This window comes from Pseudomonas sp. Q1 (assembly GCF_009935975.1).
Taxonomy (GTDB): Bacteria; Pseudomonadota; Gammaproteobacteria; order Pseudomonadales; family Pseudomonadaceae; genus Aquipseudomonas; species Aquipseudomonas palleroniana.
The window spans coordinates 1-18,991 of the sequence record NZ_QODI01000033.1; the positions used below are offsets into that span (position 1 = coordinate 1).

Here is an 18,991-nt window from a genome sequence, read left to right on the forward strand (position 1 = left end):
GGTGCCGAGTGGTGGGGCAAAGGCCTTTTGCTTACTTTTGGGCCTTTCCAAAAGTGAGCCGCTGTAAGAGCGGAACCAATATCAGCCGTTACCACTGCAATGGATATGTACTCGGACCACTCCAACATCCCGGTCGGCCCATAGGCCGCCACGGGAGCAAGCTCCCTCGCCACAAGTGCCAACCTGGCACCAGAGTTTTAGATAGGGAAAGAGGCGAGCAACGAGCCTACAACGGCGTCAACACATTCATCACGGTATCCAGCGCCACACGGGTGTCATCCAGCTGCACCAGCGAAGCATGCCGGGCACCGAGCGCGTCTCGGTTCTGGATCGCGGTGAGGATCGCCTTGTGCCGGGGCAGGCTGAGGCCCTGGATATCCGGACGTCGGTTGGTGATATTGATCGACTCGCGCAACGGCAGCGACAGCATGTTGCACATGTAGGCGAGCAAATCGTTGCGCGTGGCGTCGGCGATGGCCCGGTGAAAATCCAGGTCGGCCTGCAGCAATTGTTCGTGAGTCTGCGCGGTCTCCATGCCACGGTAGGCCTCCTCGATCGTGGCGATGTCCTCGACGGTGGCGGTGGTCGCGGCCATCGCGGCGATTTCCGGTTCGAGAATGCGCCGCACACCGGCCAGGGTGTTGAAAAACTCACTATGGGGCGTGGACTGCATCAGCCAGGACAACACGTCCGGGTCGAGCAAGTGCCATTTCACACGCGGCCGCACCACCGCGCCGACCCGCGGCTTGGAATACACCAGGCCCTTGGCGCTGAGTACTCGCGTGGCCTCCCGCAACACCGAGCGGCTGACCTTGTATTCCTCGCAGAGCGTGGCTTCCAGGGGCAGTTTTTCTTCGGGCTTGAAGCGGCCGGAAACGATGTGCATGCCCAAGTCCTGAACGATCTGGGCATGCATGCTCTTGCGCGGTTTGGGCGGCTGGTGATCCATAACGACAGGGATGCTCTGACTTAGATTCGCGGCATCATAGCATCCCAATTAGTGGGAATGACGTGGGACTTCAGCGCCACGGCAACCCACCAGGAAGTCAAAGTCGCAGCCTTGGTCAGCCTGCAGCACATGGTCGATATACAACTGGCGGTAGCCACCGACGATCAGCTTCTGCGCGGGCTTGAGGTCGGCCATGCGCGCTGCCAGCTCCGCGTCGGGGATGTCCAGGTGCAAGCGGCCGTTGGCGCAGTCGAGTTCGATCCAGTCACCTTCCTGCACCGCAGCCAACGGCCCGCCGGCTGCGGCTTCCGGTGCGACGTGCAAGACCACCGTGCCGTAGGCGGTGCCGCTCATGCGTGCGTCGGAGATGCGCACCATATCGGTGACACCCTGGGCCAGCAGCTTGGCCGGCAGGCCCATGTTGCCGACTTCCGCCATGCCTGGGTAACCCTTGGGGCCGCAGTTTTTCATGACCAGGATCGAGTTGGCATCCACGTCCAGCTCCGGGTCGTTGATGCGTGCCTTGTACATGTCGAAGTCCTCGAACACCACCGCGCGGCCTCGGTGTTGCATCAGCTCGGGGCTGGCGGCCGAAGGCTTGAGGACTGCGCCCAATGGCGCCAGGTTGCCACGCAAGACGCAGATACCGCCATCGGCGCGGATCGGATTGTCGAGCGTGCGGATGACCTCGTCCTGGCCGTAGATCGGCGAGTCCTGGGTGTTCTCGCCGAGGGTTTTACCGTTCACGGTCAGGGCATTCGGATGCGGGATCAGCTTGGCTTCACCCAGACGGCGCAGCACGGCGGGCAGGCCGCCGGCGTAATAGAACTCCTCCATCAGAAAACGCCCTGACGGCTGCAGGTCGACGATGGTCGGCATGCCACGGCCAATGCGGGTCCAGTCGTCGAGGTCGAGTTCCACGCCAATGCGCCCGGCGATGGCTTTCAAGTGGATCACGGCGTTGGTCGAACCGCCGATGGCCGCGTTCACACGAATCGCGTTTTCAAAGGCTTCCTTGGTGAGGATCTTCGACAGTTTCAAATCTTCGCGCACCATCTCCACGGCGCGCATGCCGGACATATGCGCCAGCACGTAACGCCGCGCATCCACGGCCGGTATCGCCGCGTTGTGGGGCAGCGACGTGCCTAGCGCCTCGGCCATGCACGCCATGGTCGACGCGGTACCCATGGTGTTGCAGGTGCCCGCCGAACGCGACATGCCGCCCTCGGCCGCGAGGAAATCATCCAGGCTGATGGTACCGGCCTTTACCTGTTCGCTGAGCTGCCAGACCACGGTGCCCGAGCCGATGTCCTGGCCCTTGTGCTTGCCGTTGAGCATCGGCCCACCCGTGACCACGATGGCCGGTACGTCGCAACTGGCCGCTCCCATCAGCAGGGCCGGGGTGGTCTTGTCGCAGCCGGTCAGCAGCACCACGCCGTCGATGGGGTTGCCGCGAATGGCTTCCTCCACATCCATGCTCGCCAGGTTGCGGGTGAGCATGGCGGTCGGGCGCAGGTTCGACTCGCCGTTGGAGAACACCGGGAATTCCACGGGGAAGCCGCCGGCCTCGATCACGCCGCGTTTGACGTGCTCGGCGATCTGGCGGAAGTGCGCGTTGCACGGGGTCAGCTCCGACCAGGTATTGCAGATGCCGATGATCGGCTTGCCATGGAACTGATGGTCGGCGATGCCCTGGTTCTTCATCCAGCTGCGGTACATGAAGCCGTTCTTGTCGGCGGTACCAAACCACTGGGCGGAGCGTAGGCCGGGCTTTTTATCAGACATGATCGATTCTCTTATTGTATGACTATATGTTCTATCTGCGGCTAAACATAAGCGTAAAAACCCTGCTTTGGAAGAGTTGTTTTGCAAATAGTCCTACTATATAGTTTGTCTCAACTGAGGTATGACCCTGGCGGATGTTCGCGAGAGGTGTCCCCCGAGCTTCTATAAAAACAACAATCGGAGATCGACCCATGAGCCAGGAACTGCGGCTTATTCGGCGCATCACGCTGAAATTGATTCCCTTCCTGATCCTGCTGTACCTGATCGCCTACGTGGACCGTTCCGCCGTGGGCTTCGCCAAATTGCACATGGGCGCCGATGTCGGCATCGGCGACGCCGCCTATGGCTTGGGTGCCGGGTTGTTCTTTATTGGCTACTTCCTGTTCGAGATCCCCAGCAACCTGATGCTCGACCGCTTCGGCGCACGACGCTGGTTTGCGCGCATCATGGTGACCTGGGGCGCGATCACGATCGGCATGGCCTTCGTGCAAGGCCCGCACAGCTTCTATGTGATGCGCTTTTTGCTGGGCGCGGCGGAGGCGGGCTTCTTTCCGGGCGTGCTCTACTACATCACCCAGTGGTTTCCGGTGCGCCATCGCGGCAAGATCCTTGGGTTGTTCATCCTGTCCCAACCCATCGCGATGATGATCACCGGCCCGGTCTCCGGTGGCCTGCTGGGCATGGATGGCCTGCTCGGCCTGCACGGCTGGCAGTGGCTGTTCATTGTGATCGGCACGCCGGCGCTGCTGCTGACCTGGCCGGTGCTGCGCTACCTGCCGGACGGTCCCCGGCAGGTCAGCTGGATGAACGACGACGAGAAGGCCTGGTTGACCGGTGAACTCACCAAAGACCTGCAAGCCTACGGCCAGACCCGTCACGGCAACCCACTGCACGCCTTGAAAGACAAGCGCGTGTTGCTGCTGGCGCTGTTCTACCTGCCGGTCACCCTGAGCATCTACGGCCTGGGCCTGTGGCTGCCGACCCTGATCAAACAGTTCGGTGGCACTGACCTGGTCACCGGTTTCATCTCGGCCGTGCCCTATGTGTTCGGCATCATCGGCCTGCTGATCATCCCGCGCAGTTCCGACCGCTTGAACGACCGTTACGGCCATCTCGCGGTGCTTTATGTGTTGGGAGCCATTGGTCTGTTCTGCAGTGCCTGGTTGAGCTTGCCGGTGCTGCAAATGGCGGCGCTGTGCCTGGCGGCGTTCGCGCTGTTTTCCTGCACGGCAGTGTTCTGGACCTTGCCGGGGCGGTTCTTTGCCGGCGCCAGTGCGGCAGCGGGCATTGCCTTGATCAACTCGGTGGGCAACCTCGGTGGCTATATCGGCCCGTTCGTGATCGGTGCACTCAAGGAGTACACCGGCAACCTGGCCTCGGGCTTGTACTTCCTGTCTGGCGTAATGGTGTTCGGGTTGTTGCTGACCGGCGTGGTCTACCGCCTGCTGGAACTCAAGCATGTACTGCCCGCCGACCAATTCGCCGCCAGTGCCCGTGGCGCCACCCGTACTTAATGGAGGAGAAGCTTCATGCGTTTAGTTCAGTTTGAGTTGCACAACGGTGAGCGCCGCGTCGGCGTAGTGGACGGCCATCAACTGCGCGAAGTGCGGACGGCCCGCAGCGTGCGAGAACTGGCGCTGGCCGCCATCGAGGCGGGCGTCAAGTTGCAGCAGCAGGTGGAGAGCCTCGGCCTGGGCGCCAGCCACGACTACGCGGCCTTGCTGGCCGGGCAGCAGATCCTGCCCCCGCTGGACCATCCGGACCCGGCCCATATGCTTATCAGCGGCACCGGCCTGACCCACCTGGGCAGCGCCGCCGCACGCGACAAAATGCACCAGGCCGGTGACGACAGCGCACTGACCGACACCATGCGCATCTTCAAGTGGGGCGTGGAGGGCGGTAAACCCGTCTCCGGCCAGGCCGGTGTGCAACCGGAATGGTTCTACAAGGGCGATGGCAGCATCGTCGTGCGTCCGGGCCAGGCCTTCGCGGTGCCGCCATTTGCCGAAGACGCCGGTGAAGAACCGGAAATCGGCGGCCTCTATGTGATCGGCCCGGACAGCCGGCCGTATCGCCTGGGCTTCGCGGTGGGCAACGAGTTCTCCGACCACGTGATGGAGCGCAAGAACTACCTGTACCTGGCCCATTCCAAACTGCGCAGTTGCAGCTATGGCCCGGAGTTGCGAGTCGGTGAGTTGCCCCAGCACCTGGCCGGCACCAGCCGCATCCTGCGCAATGGCGAGGTGATCTGGCAGAACGAGTTCCTCAGCGGCGAGGCCAATATGTGCCACAGCCTGGAAAACCTCGAGTACCACCACTTCAAATACCGGCAGTTCCTCAAGCCTGGCGATGTGCACATCCATTTCTTCGGCACCGCCACGCTGTCATTTGCCGACGGTATACGTACCCAACCGGGCGATGTCTTCGAGATCAGCCAGGCCGAGTTCGGCGCACCGCTGGTCAATAGCGTCGGCAGCGTTGACGCGGCATTCGAACCCGGCCAAGTAGTGCCCCTTTAAGGAGATCGACATGACCCAGTTCCTTGGCCACAACTACATCGGCGGCCAACGCAGCGGCAACGGCAGCGTCAAGCTGCAAAGCATCGACGCCACCACCGGCGAAGCCTTGCCGCAGGATTTCTACCAGGCCACTGCGCAGGAAGTCGACGCCGCCGCCCAGGCCGCAGCGCAAGCTTATCCGGCCTACCGTGCCTTGAGTGCCGCACGTCGTGCACAGTTCCTGGACGCCATTGCCGATGAGCTGGACGCGCTGAGCGACAACTTCGTTGAGCTGGTGTGCCGCGAAACCGCATTGCCCGCCGCCCGTATCAAGGGTGAGCGCGCACGTACCAGCGGCCAGATGCGTCTGTTCGCCAGCGTGCTGCGCCGTGGTGATTTCTACGGTGCGCGCATCGACAAGGCCTTGCCGGATCGCCAGCCATTGCCACGTCCGGACCTGCGCCAATACCGCATCGGCCTGGGCCCGGTCGCGGTGTTCGGTGCAAGCAACTTTCCGCTGGCGTTTTCCACGGCCGGCGGTGACACCGCCGCCGCGCTGGCGGCCGGTTGCCCGGTGGTCTTCAAGGCGCACAGCGGGCACATGGCCACGGCTGAACAGGTGGCCAACGCAATTATTCGTGCGGCCGAGGCCACCGAAATGCCGGCGGGCGTGTTCAATATGATCTTTGGCGGTGGCGTCGGTGAGGCGCTGGTCAAGCACCCCGCGATCCAGGCGGTGGGTTTTACCGGCTCGCTCAAAGGCGGGCGTGCCCTGTGCGATATGGCGGCGGCACGCCCGCAGCCGATCCCGGTGTTCGCCGAAATGTCGAGCATCAACCCGGTGATCGTGTTGCCCGAGGCCCTGCAAGCGCGTGCCGACACCATCGCCCGCGACCTGACCGCCTCGGTGGTGCAAGGCTGCGGCCAGTTCTGCACCAACCCTGGCCTGGTGATCGGTATCGCTTCGCCGGCGTTCACCGCGTTCACCCGGCAGGTGGCGCAGTTGATCGGTGAGCAACCGGCGCAGACCATGCTCAACTCCGGCACGCTTGGCAGCTACGGCAAAGGCTTGCAAAAGTTGCTGGCGCATCCGGGTATTCAACACCTGGCGGGGAATGCCCAAACCGGCAACCAGGCGCAGCCGCAGTTGTTCAAGGCCGATGCCCGCTTGCTGATCGACGGCGATGAAGTGCTGCAGGAAGAAGTGTTCGGCCCCACCACGGTGTTTGTCGAAGTGGCTGACCCGGCCCAACTAGACGCCGCCTTGCACGGCCTGCAGGGTCAGCTCACGGCGACGATCATTGGCGAGCCGGCCGACCTGCAACAGTTCGCTGCGCTCACGCCGCTGCTGGAGCAGAAGGTCGGGCGCATCCTGCTCAACGGCTACCCGACCGGCGTGGAAGTATGCGATTCGATGGTGCATGGCGGCCCGTACCCGGCGACCTCGGATGCGCGTGGCACCTCGGTCGGCACCCTGGCCATCGACCGTTTCCTGCGCCCGGTGTGCTTCCAGAATTACCCTGATAGCCTGCTGCCCGACGCGTTGAAAAACGCCAACCCATTGCGTATCCAGCGCCTGGTGAATGGCACGCCATCGCGCGATTCGCTGTAAGGCACCCGGAGGTTCCATGTCGTGTCATGCGGTCACTGCACACCGTGCACAATTGGGCGAAGGCCCGTTCTGGGACGTGCCGACCCAGGCGTTGTATTGGGTCAATATTGCCGGCAAACAGGCACTGCGCCTGATGAACGGGCAGTTGCAGATCTGGCAGCTGCCCGAGCACGTCTCGGCGTTTATCCCGTGTGCCCGTGGCGACGCGCTGGTGACGTTGAGCAGTGGCGTGTATCGCCTCGACCTGAGCACCGAAGCCTTGACGCTGCTCTGTGTGGCCGACACGCAGCCGGGCAACCGTGGCAATGAAGCGCGCTGCGATGCCCAGGGCCGCCTGTGGCTGGGCACCATGCAGAATAATATCGGCGAACACGGTGAAGACCTGCCGATTACCCGGCGTTCCGGCGGGCTGTTCCGTATCGACGCCGATGCACAGGTCACGCCGTTGCTGCGGGGCCTGGGCATTCCCAACACGTTGCTGTGGAACGAGGAGGGCACCCAGGTGCATTTTGGCGACAGCCTGGACGGTACGCTTTACCAGTATTCGATCCAGCCCGACGGTCAGTTGGCAGCGCCACAGGTCTGGTTCGGTCCGCACAGCCGCGGCGGCCCGGACGGCTCGGCGATGGACGCCGAAGGCTACCTCTGGAACGCACGCTGGGACGGCAGTTGCCTGCTGCGCCTGACGCCCACGGGGGAGGTGGACCGCATCATCGAGTTACCCGTCAGCCGGCCTACCAGTTGTGTCTTCGGTGGGCCGAACCTGACCACCCTGTATATCACCAGTGCCGCCAGCCCCTTGGATCATCCCCTGGATGGTGCGCTGCTGGCCATCGAGGTCGACGTGCCAGGCACACCCTGTCACCGCTTTGCCGGTTAAACAACCAGACTTGAAAACAACAATAAGGAGTCACCCGTATGAATCTTCGTCGTGGTATCCGTTCCCTGTGCTGCACCGCGGTGGTGGTCTCGGCCCTGAGCCTGAGTGGCCTGCTGCTGGCCGCTGAAGAAGTGAAGATTGGTTTTCTGGTCAAGCAGGCCGAAGAACCGTGGTTCCAGACCGAATGGGCGTTTGCCGAAAAAGCCGGCAAGGAGCATGGGTTCACGGTGATCAAGATCGCCGTGCCGGACGGCGAGAAAACCCTCTCGGCCATCGACAGCCTGGCCGCCAACGGCGCCAAGGGCTTTGTGATCTGCCCGCCGGATGTCTCCCTCGGCCCGGCGATTGTCGCCAAGGCCAAGGCCAACGGCTTGAAAGTGATTGCGGTGGATGATCGCTTTGTCGATGCCAAGGGCAACTTCATGGAAGACGTGCCTTACCTGGGCATGGCGGCCTTCGAAGTAGGCCAGAAGCAGGGCGCCGCGATGGCCGCCGAAGCGAAAAAACGTGGCTGGGACTGGAAAGACACCTATGCGGTGATCAATACCTTCAACGAGCTCGACACCGGTAAAAAACGTACCGATGGTTCGATCAAATCCCTGGAAGAAGCCGGCATTCCCAAGGACCACATCCTCACTGCCGCGCTCAAGACGCTCGACGTTCCCGGCAGCATGGACGCCACCAACTCGGCCCTGGTCAAGCTGCCCAGCGGCGCGAAGAACCTGATCATCGGGGGCATGAACGACAACACCGTGCTCGGCGGCGTGCGCGCCACCGAAAGCGCAGGGTTTGCCGCCGCCAACGTGATCGGTATCGGCATCAACGGCACCGACGCCATCGGCGAATTGAAGAAGGCCAACAGCGGCTTCTTCGGTTCCATGCTGCCCAGCCCGCACATCGAGGGTTACAACACCGCGCTGATGATGTACGAGTGGGTCACCAAAGGTACCGAGCCGCCTAAGTACACCGCCATGGACGAAGTGACGCTGATCACCCGTGCGAACTTCAAGGAAGAACTGACCAAGATCGGGCTGTGGAAATGATGGCTGCGGCCCTGCGGTTTGACGGTATCGGCAAGACCTTTCCCGGGGTCAAGGCGCTGGACGGCATCTGCTTCACCGCCCACCCGGGGCAGGTGCACGCCTTGATGGGCGAGAATGGCGCGGGCAAGTCGACGCTGTTGAAGATCCTTGGCGGTGCCTACATCCCCAGCAGCGGCACGGTGCAGATCGGCGAGCAGACCATGGCCTTCAAATGCGCCGCCGACAGCATTGCCAGCGGTGTCGCGGTGATCCACCAGGAGTTGCACCTGGTGCCGGAAATGAGCGTGGCCGAGAACCTGTTCCTGGGGCACTTGCCGACGCGCTTTGGCGTGGTCAATCGAGGCCAGCTGCGCAAGCAGGCGCTGGCGTGCCTCAAGGGCCTGGCCGATGAAATCGACCCGGACGAAAAGCTGGGACGCCTGTCGCTGGGCCAGCGCCAACTGGTGGAAATTGCCAAGGCACTGTCCCGTGGCGCCCATGTCATTGCCTTCGACGAGCCGACCAGCAGCCTGTCGGCGCGGGAGATCGACCGCTTGATGGCGATCATTGCGCGCTTGCGCGATGAGGGAAAAGTGGTGCTGTACGTGTCCCATCGCATGGAAGAGGTGTTCCGTATTTGCGACGCGGTGACCGTGTTCAAGGACGGCCGCTTCGTGCGCACCTTCAACGACATGCGTGCGCTGACCCACGACCAGTTGGTGACCTGCATGGTCGGGCGCGATATCCAGGATATCTACGACTACCGTGCGCGCGAACAGGGCGCGGTGGCGCTCAAGGTCGACGGCCTGCTTGGCCCGGGCTTGCGCGAGCCGATCAGTTTTGAGGTGCGCAAAGGCGAGATTCTTGGGTTGTTCGGGCTGGTCGGGGCCGGGCGCACCGAGCTGTTGCGCCTGCTCAGCGGCCTGGAACGTGCCAGCGCCGGCACGCTGGAACTCTGTGGTAAGCCATTGCCGCTGCGCTCGCCTCGCGACGCGATTGCCGCCGGGGTGTTGCTGTGCCCGGAGGATCGCAAGAAGGAAGGCATCATCCCGCTGTCCAGCGTGGCCGAGAACATCAACATCAGTGCCCGGGGGGCGCATTCGAGGTTTGGCTGGTTACTGCGTGAGAGGTGGGAAAAAGGCAACGCCGATCAACAGATCAAGGCGATGAAGGTCAAGACGCCGAATGCCGAGCAGAAAATCCTGTACCTCTCCGGCGGCAACCAGCAGAAGGCCATTCTCGGCCGCTGGCTGTCGATGCCGATGAAAGTGCTGCTGCTGGATGAGCCCACGCGCGGTATCGATATCGGCGCCAAGGCCGAGATTTACCAGATCATCCATAACCTTGCGGCCCAGGGCATCGCGGTGATTGTGGTGTCCAGCGACTTGATGGAAGTGATGGGCATCAGCGACCGCATCCTGGTGCTGTGCGAAGGCGCCATGCGCGGCGAACAAATCCGCGAGCACGCGACTGAATCCAACCTGCTGCAGCTGGCCCTGCCGCGCGGCCTGGCGAACTGAGAGAACACCATGACCACTCAAAACAACGCGTTGCCAACGGCACGCAAACCCTTGGATATCCGTGCACTGCTCGACAACTGGGCGATGCTGCTGGCGGCGGTGGGCATCTTTGTGCTGTGCGCCTTGCTGGTCGATAACTTCCTCTCGCCGCTGAACATGCGCGGGTTGGGCCTGGCAATTTCCACCGTGGGCATCGCCGCGTGCACCATGCTGTTCTGCCTAGCGTCGGGGCACTTCGACCTGTCGGTGGGCTCGGTGATCGCCTGCGCCGGGGTGGTGGCGGCCATCGTCATGCGCGATACCGACAGCGTGATGCTGGGCATCGGGGCGGCGCTGGTGATGGGCCTGGTCGTCGGGCTGATCAACGGGATCGTGATCGCCAAGCTGCGGGTCAACGCGTTGATCACCACGTTGGCGACCATGCAGATCGTGCGGGGCCTGGCTTATATCTTTGCCGACGGCAAGGCGGTGGGCGTATCCCAGGATCAATTCTTTGTGTTCGGTAACGGCCAGTTGTTCGGCGTGCCGGTACCGATCCTGATCACCATCCTGTGCTTCCTGTTCTTCGGCTGGCTGCTCAACTACACCACCTATGGGCGCAACACCATGGCCATCGGCGGCAATCCGGAAGCGGCGTTGCTGGCGGGGGTGAACGTTGATCGCACCAAGATCTTGATCTTCGCCGTACACGGCGTGATTGGCGCCCTGGCCGGGGTGATCCTGGCCTCGCGCATGACCTCCGGCCAACCGATGATCGGCCAGGGGTTCGAACTGACGGTGATCTCGGCGTGTGTGCTGGGCGGGGTGTCGTTGAGCGGTGGTATCGGCATGATCCGGCATGTGATTGCCGGGGTGTTGATTCTGGCGATCATTGAGAATGCGATGAACCTGAAAAACATCGACACGTTTTATCAATATGTGATCCGAGGGTCCATCCTGCTGCTGGCCGTGGTCATCGACCGCATGAAACAACGCTGATCCAAGCCATGTGAAGAGCAAGTGTGGGAGGGGCGGTGCGACGATTCGACTTGCTCCCGATAGCAGTGGTGCAGCACCGGATGTAACAACTGACCCACCGTCATCGGGAGCAAGCCCCCTCCCACAGTTTTAGTCAGTGGTGAGTTTGAAGACGGTGTGATCCTCGGTGCTGTTGGCCAGCGCTGATCCAAGCCATGTGAGGAGCAAATGTGGGAGGAGCAAGCCCCTCCCACAGTTTTAGTCGGTAGTGAATTTGAAGACGGTGTTCTGGGTGTAGGTCTGCCCAGGGTTCAGGCGGGTCGAGGCAAACTTCGGTTGATTGGGCGCGTCCGGGAAGTGTTGGGTTTCCAGGGTGAACCCGCCCCAGTGCAGGTACGGCTTGCCGCCTTTACCCTTCACTGTGCCGTCGAGGAAGTTGCTGGTATAGAACTGCACTCCAGGCTCCGTGGTGTAGAGCTGCAACCGCCGCCCGGACTCAGGGTCATGCACCTCGGCCGCCAGTTGCTTCACATCACCTTTGCTATCCAGTGCCCAGTTGAAGTCGAACCCGCCTTGTTTCGGCTCGGCGAATTTCAGTTGCGGGTGATCATCCTTGATGTGTTGGCCGATGGCGGTGGGTTTGAGGAAGTCCATCGGCGTGCCCTGGACGGGCGCAAGTTCGCCGGTAGGAATCAAGGTGGCATTCACCGGGGTGTAGTGGCTGGCATGCAAGGTCGCGACTTGCTTGAGGATGTCGCCGTTACCCGCGCCGGCGAGGTTGAAGTAACTGTGGTTGGTCAGGTTGAGCACGGTGGGTTTGTCGGTGCTGGCCTTGTAGTCGATGTGCAGTTCGTTGTTATCGTTGAGGCTGTAGGTGACCTCGGTTTTCAGGTTGCCCGGGAAGCCCATCTCGCCGTCCTTGGACAGGTAGGTGAGGGTGACGCCGACCGAATCCTTGCCGTTGACCGGCTTGGCTTGCCACACCTGCTTGTCGAAACCCTGGGCGCCGCCATGCAGCGCATTGGGGCCGTCGTTGAGCGGCACCTGGTAGCGTTTGCCATCGAGTTCAAAGGCACCGCCGGCGAGCCGATTGCCGAAGCGTCCGATGGTCGCGCCGAAAAACGCCGTGCCGGCCTGGTAACCCTGCACATCATCGAAGCCGAGCACCACGTCGTCGACCTTGCCGTGTTTGTCCGGCACCTTCAGCGACTGCAACACGCCGCCGTAGGTAATCACCGTGGCTTGCATGCCATGGCTGTTGCGCAGGATGTACTGTTCGACGGGCGTGCCGTCGTTGGTTTTACCGAACGGTTTGTGCTCGCTGCTGAGCCCTGCTGCCTGGGCGCCGCCGCTGGCAATCAGCAGGGACATGGCGAGACCCGAAAGCAGGTATCGAGGGTGCTTCATGATCGAACTTCCTCTTGTTGTTTTGAGTGGAATAGTTCTACTAATGTGCGATATTTGTCGCTGTGACAGCGAATTTATAGCCTTTAAAGCCGGTTTCGTAAAATAAAATAAGACTAATTGATCGAGGCAACCGTTATATGAGTACTGCACAGGCTGTTTATCCCGACCTTGAAGGCAAGACCGTACTGATCTCCGGAGGCGCGTCAGGCATCGGCGAATTCATGGTGCGTGCCTTCGCCGCCCAAGGCGCCAAGGTGGCCTTTGTGGACCGCGCGCAAAGCCAGGGCGAGCGCCTGGCGGCACTGCTGAACTCAAACGGGCACAGGGTAGAGTTCGTGTGCTGCGACATCACCGATGAAATCGCCTATAAGGCCGCCATCGGGCGTTTCGAGCATTCCCTGGGGCCGATCAGCGTACTGATCAACAATGCAGCCAATGACGTGCGCCACACGTTGGACGAGGTGGATTCGCAAACCTTCGACAAGCTGATCTCGGTCAACCTCAAGCACGCCTTTTTTGCCGCCAAGGCCGTGGTGCCGATGATGAAAAGCGCCGGCGGCGGCTCGATCATCAACCTGGGCTCGGTCGGTTGGATGATGGCGTCCGCCGGCTACCCCGTATACGCCGCCAGCAAGGCCGCCGCCCATGGCATGACCCGCGCATTGGCGCGGGAGCTGGGGCCAAGCCGTATCCGCGTCAATACACTGGTGCCCGGCTGGGTGATGACCGAAAAACAGTTGGCGATGTGGGTAGATGATGCGGCCCGCGAGTTGATCAGCCGCAGCCAGTGCTTGCCGGGGTCTGTCGAGCCTCAGCATATTGCCGATATGGCGCTTTTTCTGGCGTCTGATGTGTCCGCGATGTGCTCCGCGCAGAACTTTATCGTGGATGGCGGCTGGGTTTAGGTGTGATTTGGCCAGCCGTAGCCCGGCTGGCCAATGCTCTCGAGACGAGGTACGGTTTTTAACAACTCTTTACTTTTAGCGTCTGGATTACCCAAAAAACAAAGTGCTAATTTGCGCGTTTTCTGGGGGCGATGGAACGGTGTGGACAAACTAAGGGAAGTGGCCTTAAAAAAGCCGTGCTCATTTATCTTCATCATGGCTTTTGTGGTCTTGGCGGTATTGCAGTACAAGCCTGCGGTACTCAACTACACCACGCGCTTTGTCGATTTTGCCGAATATATGCTGCAGTACGGCGTCACCCTGTTTCCCATTGCGGATGATCTGCAGCCCTATCCTGACTATACGGTCTTCAATACATTACTTGTCTATCTGGTCTCCCTGCCATTTGGGCGCATCTCGATTCTTTCGATGGGCGTTCCCTTTTGTATAGCCGCCGCCTTGATGCTGGTGTTCATTTACAAGCTGGGAGCACTGCATGAAAAGAAATGGGGCGCATACGGTGTCGTCTTTGCGCTGTTCACCTGGTCTTTCCTGGACGGGGTGAATTCCTTGGCGCTGGATGTCTACCCGGCACTGTTTACGGTGATGTGTTTTTACCTGGCTTATACGGGAGAGATGTACAAGCAACGTTTGCGCTTGCTGCTGGTTCTCGCGGTTCTTGCGCTGGGCTTTGCGTTTCGTGGCCCGATTGGCCTGATTGGTCCGGCCAGTGTGGTCGCCTCTTACTATCTGCTGAGCCGACAGTGGCGCATGCTGGTGGTGTTTTCCTTGCTGGCTGGCGTGGTGCTGGCCTTGGGGGTTGCCATACTCGCGTGGGCGGCCTATTTACAAGGCGGCGAGGCTTTCCTGCATGAGGTGCTGGTCATGCAGGGACTGGGACGCTTTGGCAGTGATCACGCTCCCCGTTACTACTTCTATTTTTCGGCGGGCCTGTTGACCTATGGCGTCACCGCTTTAATTGCTGTGGGCGTCATTATCAAGAAGGGCAAGCAGTTTTTTGCCGATACACCTCACCCGTCGACAGACATGCTGTTGTATCTCACCGGCTGGTTCTTGGTGGTGCTCGTGCTGTTCACGATCCCCAGTTCGAAGAAGGCGCGTTATATACTGTCGATCACACCCGCTATTTCATTGTTGGCCGCTTATATTTTTGTAGAACGTAGCCAGCTATTTGCAAGGACGCGGCAAAAGTTGTTGAAGTTTTGCTTGAACTTGCCGGTGATCGGGCTGGGCATGCTATTGCTGGCTTGGGTTCATGGTTTATATGCCCACACGCCCCTTCATCCCAATTATCTTGGTGCGTCCGTTGGCTTGATTGCTCTCGCTGCACTTCGGCCCTGGATGGAGTCGCGCCTGCGCACCTACCCACATCGCGAGTTCGTGGTTTTCTGCTTTGGTGCCGCCGCCTTTCTCCTGCTGGATTTGTTTTTCTTTAATTCCATTACTTACCATTTGGAGTTGGCCAATGAGCCGACTCCCAAATTCCTGCCTTATTGGTTTTGGTAAGGCATGCCGTCAGCGGTGCATGAGGCTATCCGCAGGGCCGGCCCTGTGCCTGGAGCGCTTGAAGGCTCCCGCTGCGGCAATGTTGAGTAACCGGCGAAAATTCGGGCATTGCGCGTGGCTGGGTGCAGAGCATGCGGCGGCATGCCGCAAGCCCTTGCTCATGGCCTGCAGTTGCTTGACCGTCGCATCAAGCTCATCGGCCTTGGCCAACAGCACCGCTCTGTCCACGGTCACCTGACCACTGGCGGGCAGCATGGCCTGTATCTCGTCCAGTGAGAGGCCTCCCGCTTGCCCGAGTGCAATCACCGCCAATTGCTCGACCACTGCTGCGGCAAACTGGCGGCGAGCGCCGGGTGGGCTTATTGCCGTGATCAAGCCTTTCTTCTCATAGAAACGCAAGGTGTGGGCAGGAATGCCCGTGCGCTTGACGACCTCAGTGATATCCATTGATAGACCATTGACTTGAAGTTGACTTCAACTTCTATGATGCCTGCGCATGTTTAATCGGTCCATGGACAAGAGGTGAATATGGCATCGCTGGAGATGGCTGCACAGGTTGTTTTGTTGGGCGCCGGGGCTACGGTGGTGATGGATGTGTGGATGTTGATCCTGAAAGCCCTTGGCGTTCCAACGCTGAATTTCGCGCTGGTTGGACGCTGGGTCGGGCATGCCTGCCGAGGGCAGTTCGCTCATCGCAGCATTGGGCAAGCGATGCCCGTGCGAGGTGAAGTCGCTCTGGGCTGGATTGCGCACTACGTCACAGGCGTTGTGTTTGCCGTGTTGCTGGTGTGGATTCAAGGTGTTGACTGGCTGCAGCAACCCACCTTCCTGCCGGCATTCGCGTGGGGCGTGGTCACAGTGGCTGTACCACTGTGTGTGATACAGCCCGCCATGGGGGCGGGATTCGCATCCTCCAGGACGCCGACGCCGGGCAAGAACCGCTTGCGCAGTTTGATCAGCCATGCCGTGTTCGGCGTGGGCCTCTACCTGGCCGGGGTCGCGATTAGCTGGGCCTAGAGGGGCACCCAATGCAATCGCGGCCAATGCCGTAGCGTCGCCCCTGTGGCTTTTTTCAGCCCTGGGGCTGCACAAAGTCTTCCTCGAAGTGCTCGTGTTCACCTCGTGTATCACCCTGGCGACGCAGCACTTCCATCTGGCGCAGTTCCACGCGGCGGATCTTGCCGGAAATGGTCTTGGGCAGCTCGCTGACGAACTCGATACGCCGCACCCGCTTGTAGGGTGCCAATTGTTCACGGGCGAAAGCCAGGATGTGGCGGGCCAACTCGGCGTCGCCGACGCTGTCATGGGCCAGGATCAGGAATGCCTTGGGCACGGCCAGGCGCAACGGGTCGGGGCTCGGCACCACGGCCACTTCCATCACGGCCGGGTGTTCGATCAGTGCGCTCTCCAGCTCGAAAGGGCTGATGCGATAGTCGGAGGCTTTGAACACATCGTCGGCGCGCCCCACGAACGTGATGTAACCGTCGGTGTCGATCTGTGCGGTGTCGCCGGTGCGGTAGTAGCCGTCGCGCATCACTTCTGCGGTTTTTTCCGGGCTGTCTTCGTAGCCGAGCATCAAGCCGAGCGGGCGTACCGCCAGGGGCAAGGCGACTTCTCCCTCGGTGCCGGGCCGGCCGTCGGGATCGAGCAGCGCCACTTGGTAACCCGGTAATGGGCGGCCCATGGAGCCTGGCTTGAGCACCTGGCCGGGTGTGTTGCCGACCAGGGCGGTGGTTTCCGACTGGCCAAAACCGTCGCGCAGCGGCAACCCCCAGGCCAGCTGGATCTGCTCGATGATTTCCGGATTCAGCGGCTCACCGGCGCCCACCAGTTCACGCAGGTTCAGGCGTGGCTTGTAGGAGGCCAGGTCTTCCTGGATCAGCATGCGCCACACCGTGGGCGGTGCGCACAGGCTGGTCACGCCGTAGCGTTCCAGTGCGCCGAGCAGGGCCGGTGCGCTGAACCGCGCCACGTTATGAATAAAGATGCAGGCACCGGCATTCCAGGGGGCGAAGAGGCAGCTCCAGGCATGCTTGGCCCAGCCCGGCGAGGAAATATTCAGGTGCAGGTCGCCCGGCTGCAGGCCGATCCAGTACATAGTCGACAGGTGGCCCACCGGATAGCTCTGGTGACTGTGCAACACCATTTTGGGTTTCGAGGTGGTGCCGGAGGTGAAGTACAGCAGCATCGGATCGATGGCCTGGGTGCTGCCGTCGGCTTGGAACGCTTCGGGATATTCGAAGGCGGCACTGTGGGCGACCCAACCGGAGGGTGGCGAGCCGACACAGATACGATTACAGCCGTCAGCCAGGCCGGTGAACTTGCTGATATGTGCCTGGCCGACCACCAGATGGCGTACTTGCCCGCGCTCGATACGGTCGCGCAGGTCATCGGGGTTCAACAGCGCCGTGGCGGGGATGACCACGGCGCCGAGCTTGAAGGCGGCGAGCATGGTTTCCCACAGCGCCACATCATTGCCGAGCATCAACAGGATGCGCTCACCACGCCGCACCCCGAGGGCACGCAGGTGGTTGGCGACCTGGTTGGAGCGTGCCGACAGTTGCTGGAAGCTGTAGCGCTGCTCACTGCCGTCTTCTTCGACGATCCACAGTGCATCGGCCGAATTGCCCTCAGCCATGGCATCGAAGTAATCCAAGGCCCAGTTGAATGCGTCCAGCTGCGGCCAGCGGAAATCGCGGACGGCGGTGGCGTAGTCAGTGCGGTGAGCGAGGAGAAAATCCCGAGCGGCCAGGAAGGGCTGGGTCATGGTGGCTGTCCTTAATTATTGTTGTGGGACTGGCCCCCGGCGCGACCGGGTGGCTGAGCCGAGTATAGGCACGCATAAATCAGAGCAGAACGCTCAAAAACACCACTGCGTTGTGCAAAAAAGTCATGGGGGGCGGCAACATCGAGGTGTGATTGACGGTTAATACATAAAAGTCCAGTATGGAATTATAAGTACAAAAAGTAGCGTCACCTCGTTCTTCACGCTTGCCAAACCAACAACAATTTGCGAGAACACGACCATGAAGAAACGCGCGCTCATCACAGCCTTGACCTTGGGCTTGATCGCCTCCAGCCATCTGCTGGCCGCCGAGAGAACCCTGCGCATCGGCATTGAAGCGGCCTATCCACCGTTCGCTTCCAAGACCCAGGAAGGCAAGATCGTCGGGTTCGACTACGACATCGGCAACGCGTTATGCGCGCAGATGCAAGCCAAGTGCGTGTGGGTAGAGGGTGAGTTCGACGGGCTGATTCCTTCCCTCAAGGTGAAGAAAATCGACATGGCCTTGTCGTCCATGACCATCAACGAAGACCGCAGGAAGTCGGTGGATTTCACCCACAAGTATTACTTCACCGGCTCGCGGCTGGTGATGAAGGAGGGGGCGGTGGTGGACGATCAGTACGCCAGCCTCAAGGGCAAGACCGTCGGTGTGCAACGCGCCACGACCACCGACCGCTATGCCACCGAGGTGTTTGAACCCCAAGGGATCAACGTCAAGCGCTACAGCAACAATGAAGAGATCTACATGGACCTGGCCGCAGGCCGCCTGGATGCGATTTTCGCCGACACCATCCCCCTCAGCGACTTCCTGTCGATGCCGCGTGGCAAGGGCTATGCCTTTGTCGGCCCGGAGCTAAAGGACCCCAAGTACGTGGGCGAGGGCGCCGGTATTGCGGTGCGCAAGGGCAACACGGCGTTGGTCAGTGAGCTGAACGCCGCGATTGACGGCATCCGCGCGAGCGGCGAGTACCAGAAGATTTCCCAGCAGTACTTCAAGTCCGACATCTACGGCGATTGATAACCCTAGTCCCAACTGCGGGCTTGTCCTAATGTCTGTCAGCTAAGCGATAGAGCAGACGATGGATAACCTGTGGGAGGGGGCTTGCTCCCGATAGCGGTGTGTCAGTCACGGTTTCTGAACCTGACACACCGCTATCGGGAGCAA

General features: G+C 61.0%; 16 protein-coding genes. 11 read left to right on the top strand and 5 right to left on the bottom strand.

Translation table 11 applies throughout. The features are described from left to right. Positions 1–226 precede the first annotated feature (226 nt). On the bottom strand, positions 227–949 hold the full coding sequence (locus DK870_RS28740; RefSeq protein WP_060756387.1) for a FadR/GntR family transcriptional regulator: 723 nt from the start codon (positions 947–949) through the stop codon (positions 227–229). A 48-nt stretch (positions 950–997) separates the two neighbouring features. Continuing rightward, positions 998–2,734, bottom strand: coding sequence for an IlvD/Edd family dehydratase (locus DK870_RS28745; protein WP_161550386.1), 1,737 nt, complete (start codon positions 2,732–2,734; stop codon positions 998–1,000). A 191-nt stretch (positions 2,735–2,925) separates the two neighbouring features. On the opposite strand from DK870_RS28745, the gene DK870_RS28750 reads away from it, so the two are divergent. Genes DK870_RS28750 through araH form a run of 7 tightly spaced genes read left to right on the top strand, consistent with a single transcriptional unit; the run spans position 2,926 to position 11,244 of the window. Continuing rightward, positions 2,926–4,248 carry an MFS transporter gene (locus tag DK870_RS28750; RefSeq protein WP_104993296.1) on the top strand — a complete coding sequence of 441 codons (1,323 nt, stop codon included), beginning with the start codon at positions 2,926–2,928 and terminating at the stop codon, positions 4,246–4,248. A gap of 15 nt (positions 4,249–4,263) precedes the next feature. After that, a complete protein-coding gene (gene araD1 / locus DK870_RS28755; protein ID WP_104993297.1) occupies positions 4,264–5,253 on the top strand; it encodes an AraD1 family protein in 990 nt (329 codons plus the stop codon). 10 nt (positions 5,254–5,263) lie between these two features. Then, positions 5,264–6,844: an aldehyde dehydrogenase (NADP(+)) gene (locus DK870_RS28760; protein WP_161550387.1), complete on the top strand. Its 1,581-nt coding sequence runs from the start codon at positions 5,264–5,266 to the stop codon at positions 6,842–6,844. A 16-nt stretch (positions 6,845–6,860) separates the two neighbouring features. Further along, on the top strand, positions 6,861–7,724 hold the full coding sequence (locus tag DK870_RS28765; RefSeq protein WP_104993299.1) for an SMP-30/gluconolactonase/LRE family protein: 864 nt from the start codon (positions 6,861–6,863) through the stop codon (positions 7,722–7,724). Positions 7,725–7,762: 38 nt separating this feature from the next. Further along, positions 7,763–8,767, top strand: coding sequence for a substrate-binding domain-containing protein (locus DK870_RS28770; RefSeq protein WP_161550388.1), 1,005 nt, complete (start codon positions 7,763–7,765; stop codon positions 8,765–8,767). Then, positions 8,764–10,266, top strand: a complete 1,503-nt coding sequence (gene araG, locus DK870_RS28775; RefSeq protein ID WP_161550394.1) for an L-arabinose ABC transporter ATP-binding protein AraG — start codon at positions 8,764–8,766, stop codon at positions 10,264–10,266. Before DK870_RS28770 ends, araG begins: the two co-directional genes overlap by 4 nt. 9 nt (positions 10,267–10,275) lie before the next feature. Next, positions 10,276–11,244 (top strand): L-arabinose ABC transporter permease AraH, encoded by a 969-nt coding sequence (araH, locus tag DK870_RS28780; RefSeq protein ID WP_060756379.1) that lies wholly within the window; start codon positions 10,276–10,278, stop codon positions 11,242–11,244. Positions 11,245–11,481: 237 nt separating this feature from the next. On the opposite strand, the gene DK870_RS28785 is transcribed toward araH, so the two are convergent. Next, complete coding sequence (locus DK870_RS28785) at positions 11,482–12,630, bottom strand: aldose epimerase family protein (protein ID WP_161550389.1); 1,149 nt, start codon at positions 12,628–12,630, stop codon at positions 11,482–11,484. 137 nt (positions 12,631–12,767) lie between these two features. Between DK870_RS28785 and DK870_RS28790 the strand changes: the two genes are divergently transcribed. Then, a complete protein-coding gene (locus DK870_RS28790) occupies positions 12,768–13,535 on the top strand; it encodes an SDR family NAD(P)-dependent oxidoreductase (RefSeq protein ID WP_104993301.1) in 768 nt (255 codons plus the stop codon). 195 nt (positions 13,536–13,730) lie between these two features. Next, positions 13,731–15,041, top strand: a complete 1,311-nt coding sequence (locus DK870_RS28795; RefSeq protein ID WP_161550395.1) for a glycosyltransferase family 39 protein — start codon at positions 13,731–13,733, stop codon at positions 15,039–15,041. Positions 15,042–15,050: 9 nt separating this feature from the next. Here DK870_RS28795 and DK870_RS28800 read toward each other — a convergent pair whose 3' ends face one another. Continuing rightward, the gene (locus tag DK870_RS28800) at positions 15,051–15,488 is read right to left on the bottom strand and encodes a helix-turn-helix domain-containing protein (RefSeq protein WP_161550390.1); all 438 of its coding nucleotides are present in this window, start codon (positions 15,486–15,488) and stop codon (positions 15,051–15,053) included. A gap of 81 nt (positions 15,489–15,569) precedes the next feature. Between DK870_RS28800 and DK870_RS28805 the strand changes: the two genes are divergently transcribed. Further along, a complete protein-coding gene (locus DK870_RS28805) occupies positions 15,570–16,058 on the top strand; it encodes a DUF2938 domain-containing protein (protein WP_161550391.1) in 489 nt (162 codons plus the stop codon). 55 nt (positions 16,059–16,113) lie between these two features. On the opposite strand, the gene DK870_RS28810 is transcribed toward DK870_RS28805, so the two are convergent. Continuing rightward, positions 16,114–17,808 carry an AMP-binding protein gene (locus DK870_RS28810; RefSeq protein ID WP_161550392.1) on the bottom strand — a complete coding sequence of 565 codons (1,695 nt, stop codon included), beginning with the start codon at positions 17,806–17,808 and terminating at the stop codon, positions 16,114–16,116. Positions 17,809–18,067: 259 nt separating this feature from the next. Between DK870_RS28810 and DK870_RS28815 the strand changes: the two genes are divergently transcribed. After that, entirely contained in the window at positions 18,068–18,844 is a 777-nt protein-coding gene (locus DK870_RS28815; RefSeq protein ID WP_161550393.1) for an ABC transporter substrate-binding protein, read from the top strand. Positions 18,845–18,991 lie beyond the last annotated feature (147 nt).

What these genes read in the sequence shown, in the direction of transcription:
- DK870_RS28800 (WP_161550390.1), bottom strand. Translation starts at nt 15,488, where the DNA reads ATGGATATCACTGAGGTCGTCAAGCGCACGGGCATTCCTGCCCACACC.
- araH (WP_060756379.1), top strand. Translation starts at nt 10,276, where the DNA reads ATGACCACTCAAAACAACGCGTTGCCAACGGCACGCAAACCCTTGGAT.
- DK870_RS28770 (WP_161550388.1), top strand. Translation starts at nt 7,763, where the DNA reads ATGAATCTTCGTCGTGGTATCCGTTCCCTGTGCTGCACCGCGGTGGTG.
- DK870_RS28790 (WP_104993301.1), top strand. Translation starts at nt 12,768, where the DNA reads ATGAGTACTGCACAGGCTGTTTATCCCGACCTTGAAGGCAAGACCGTA.
- DK870_RS28760 (WP_161550387.1), top strand. Translation starts at nt 5,264, where the DNA reads ATGACCCAGTTCCTTGGCCACAACTACATCGGCGGCCAACGCAGCGGC.
- araG (WP_161550394.1), top strand. Translation starts at nt 8,764, where the DNA reads ATGATGGCTGCGGCCCTGCGGTTTGACGGTATCGGCAAGACCTTTCCC.
- DK870_RS28740 (WP_060756387.1), bottom strand. Translation starts at nt 949, where the DNA reads ATGGATCACCAGCCGCCCAAACCGCGCAAGAGCATGCATGCCCAGATC.
- DK870_RS28795 (WP_161550395.1), top strand. Translation starts at nt 13,731, where the DNA reads ATGGCTTTTGTGGTCTTGGCGGTATTGCAGTACAAGCCTGCGGTACTC.
- araD1 (WP_104993297.1), top strand. Translation starts at nt 4,264, where the DNA reads ATGCGTTTAGTTCAGTTTGAGTTGCACAACGGTGAGCGCCGCGTCGGC.
- DK870_RS28745 (WP_161550386.1), bottom strand. Translation starts at nt 2,734, where the DNA reads ATGTCTGATAAAAAGCCCGGCCTACGCTCCGCCCAGTGGTTTGGTACC.
- DK870_RS28750 (WP_104993296.1), top strand. Translation starts at nt 2,926, where the DNA reads ATGAGCCAGGAACTGCGGCTTATTCGGCGCATCACGCTGAAATTGATT.
- DK870_RS28815 (WP_161550393.1), top strand. Translation starts at nt 18,068, where the DNA reads ATGAAGAAACGCGCGCTCATCACAGCCTTGACCTTGGGCTTGATCGCC.
- DK870_RS28810 (WP_161550392.1), bottom strand. Translation starts at nt 17,808, where the DNA reads ATGACCCAGCCCTTCCTGGCCGCTCGGGATTTTCTCCTCGCTCACCGC.
- DK870_RS28805 (WP_161550391.1), top strand. Translation starts at nt 15,570, where the DNA reads ATGGCATCGCTGGAGATGGCTGCACAGGTTGTTTTGTTGGGCGCCGGG.
- DK870_RS28785 (WP_161550389.1), bottom strand. Translation starts at nt 12,630, where the DNA reads ATGAAGCACCCTCGATACCTGCTTTCGGGTCTCGCCATGTCCCTGCTG.
- DK870_RS28765 (WP_104993299.1), top strand. Translation starts at nt 6,861, where the DNA reads ATGTCGTGTCATGCGGTCACTGCACACCGTGCACAATTGGGCGAAGGC.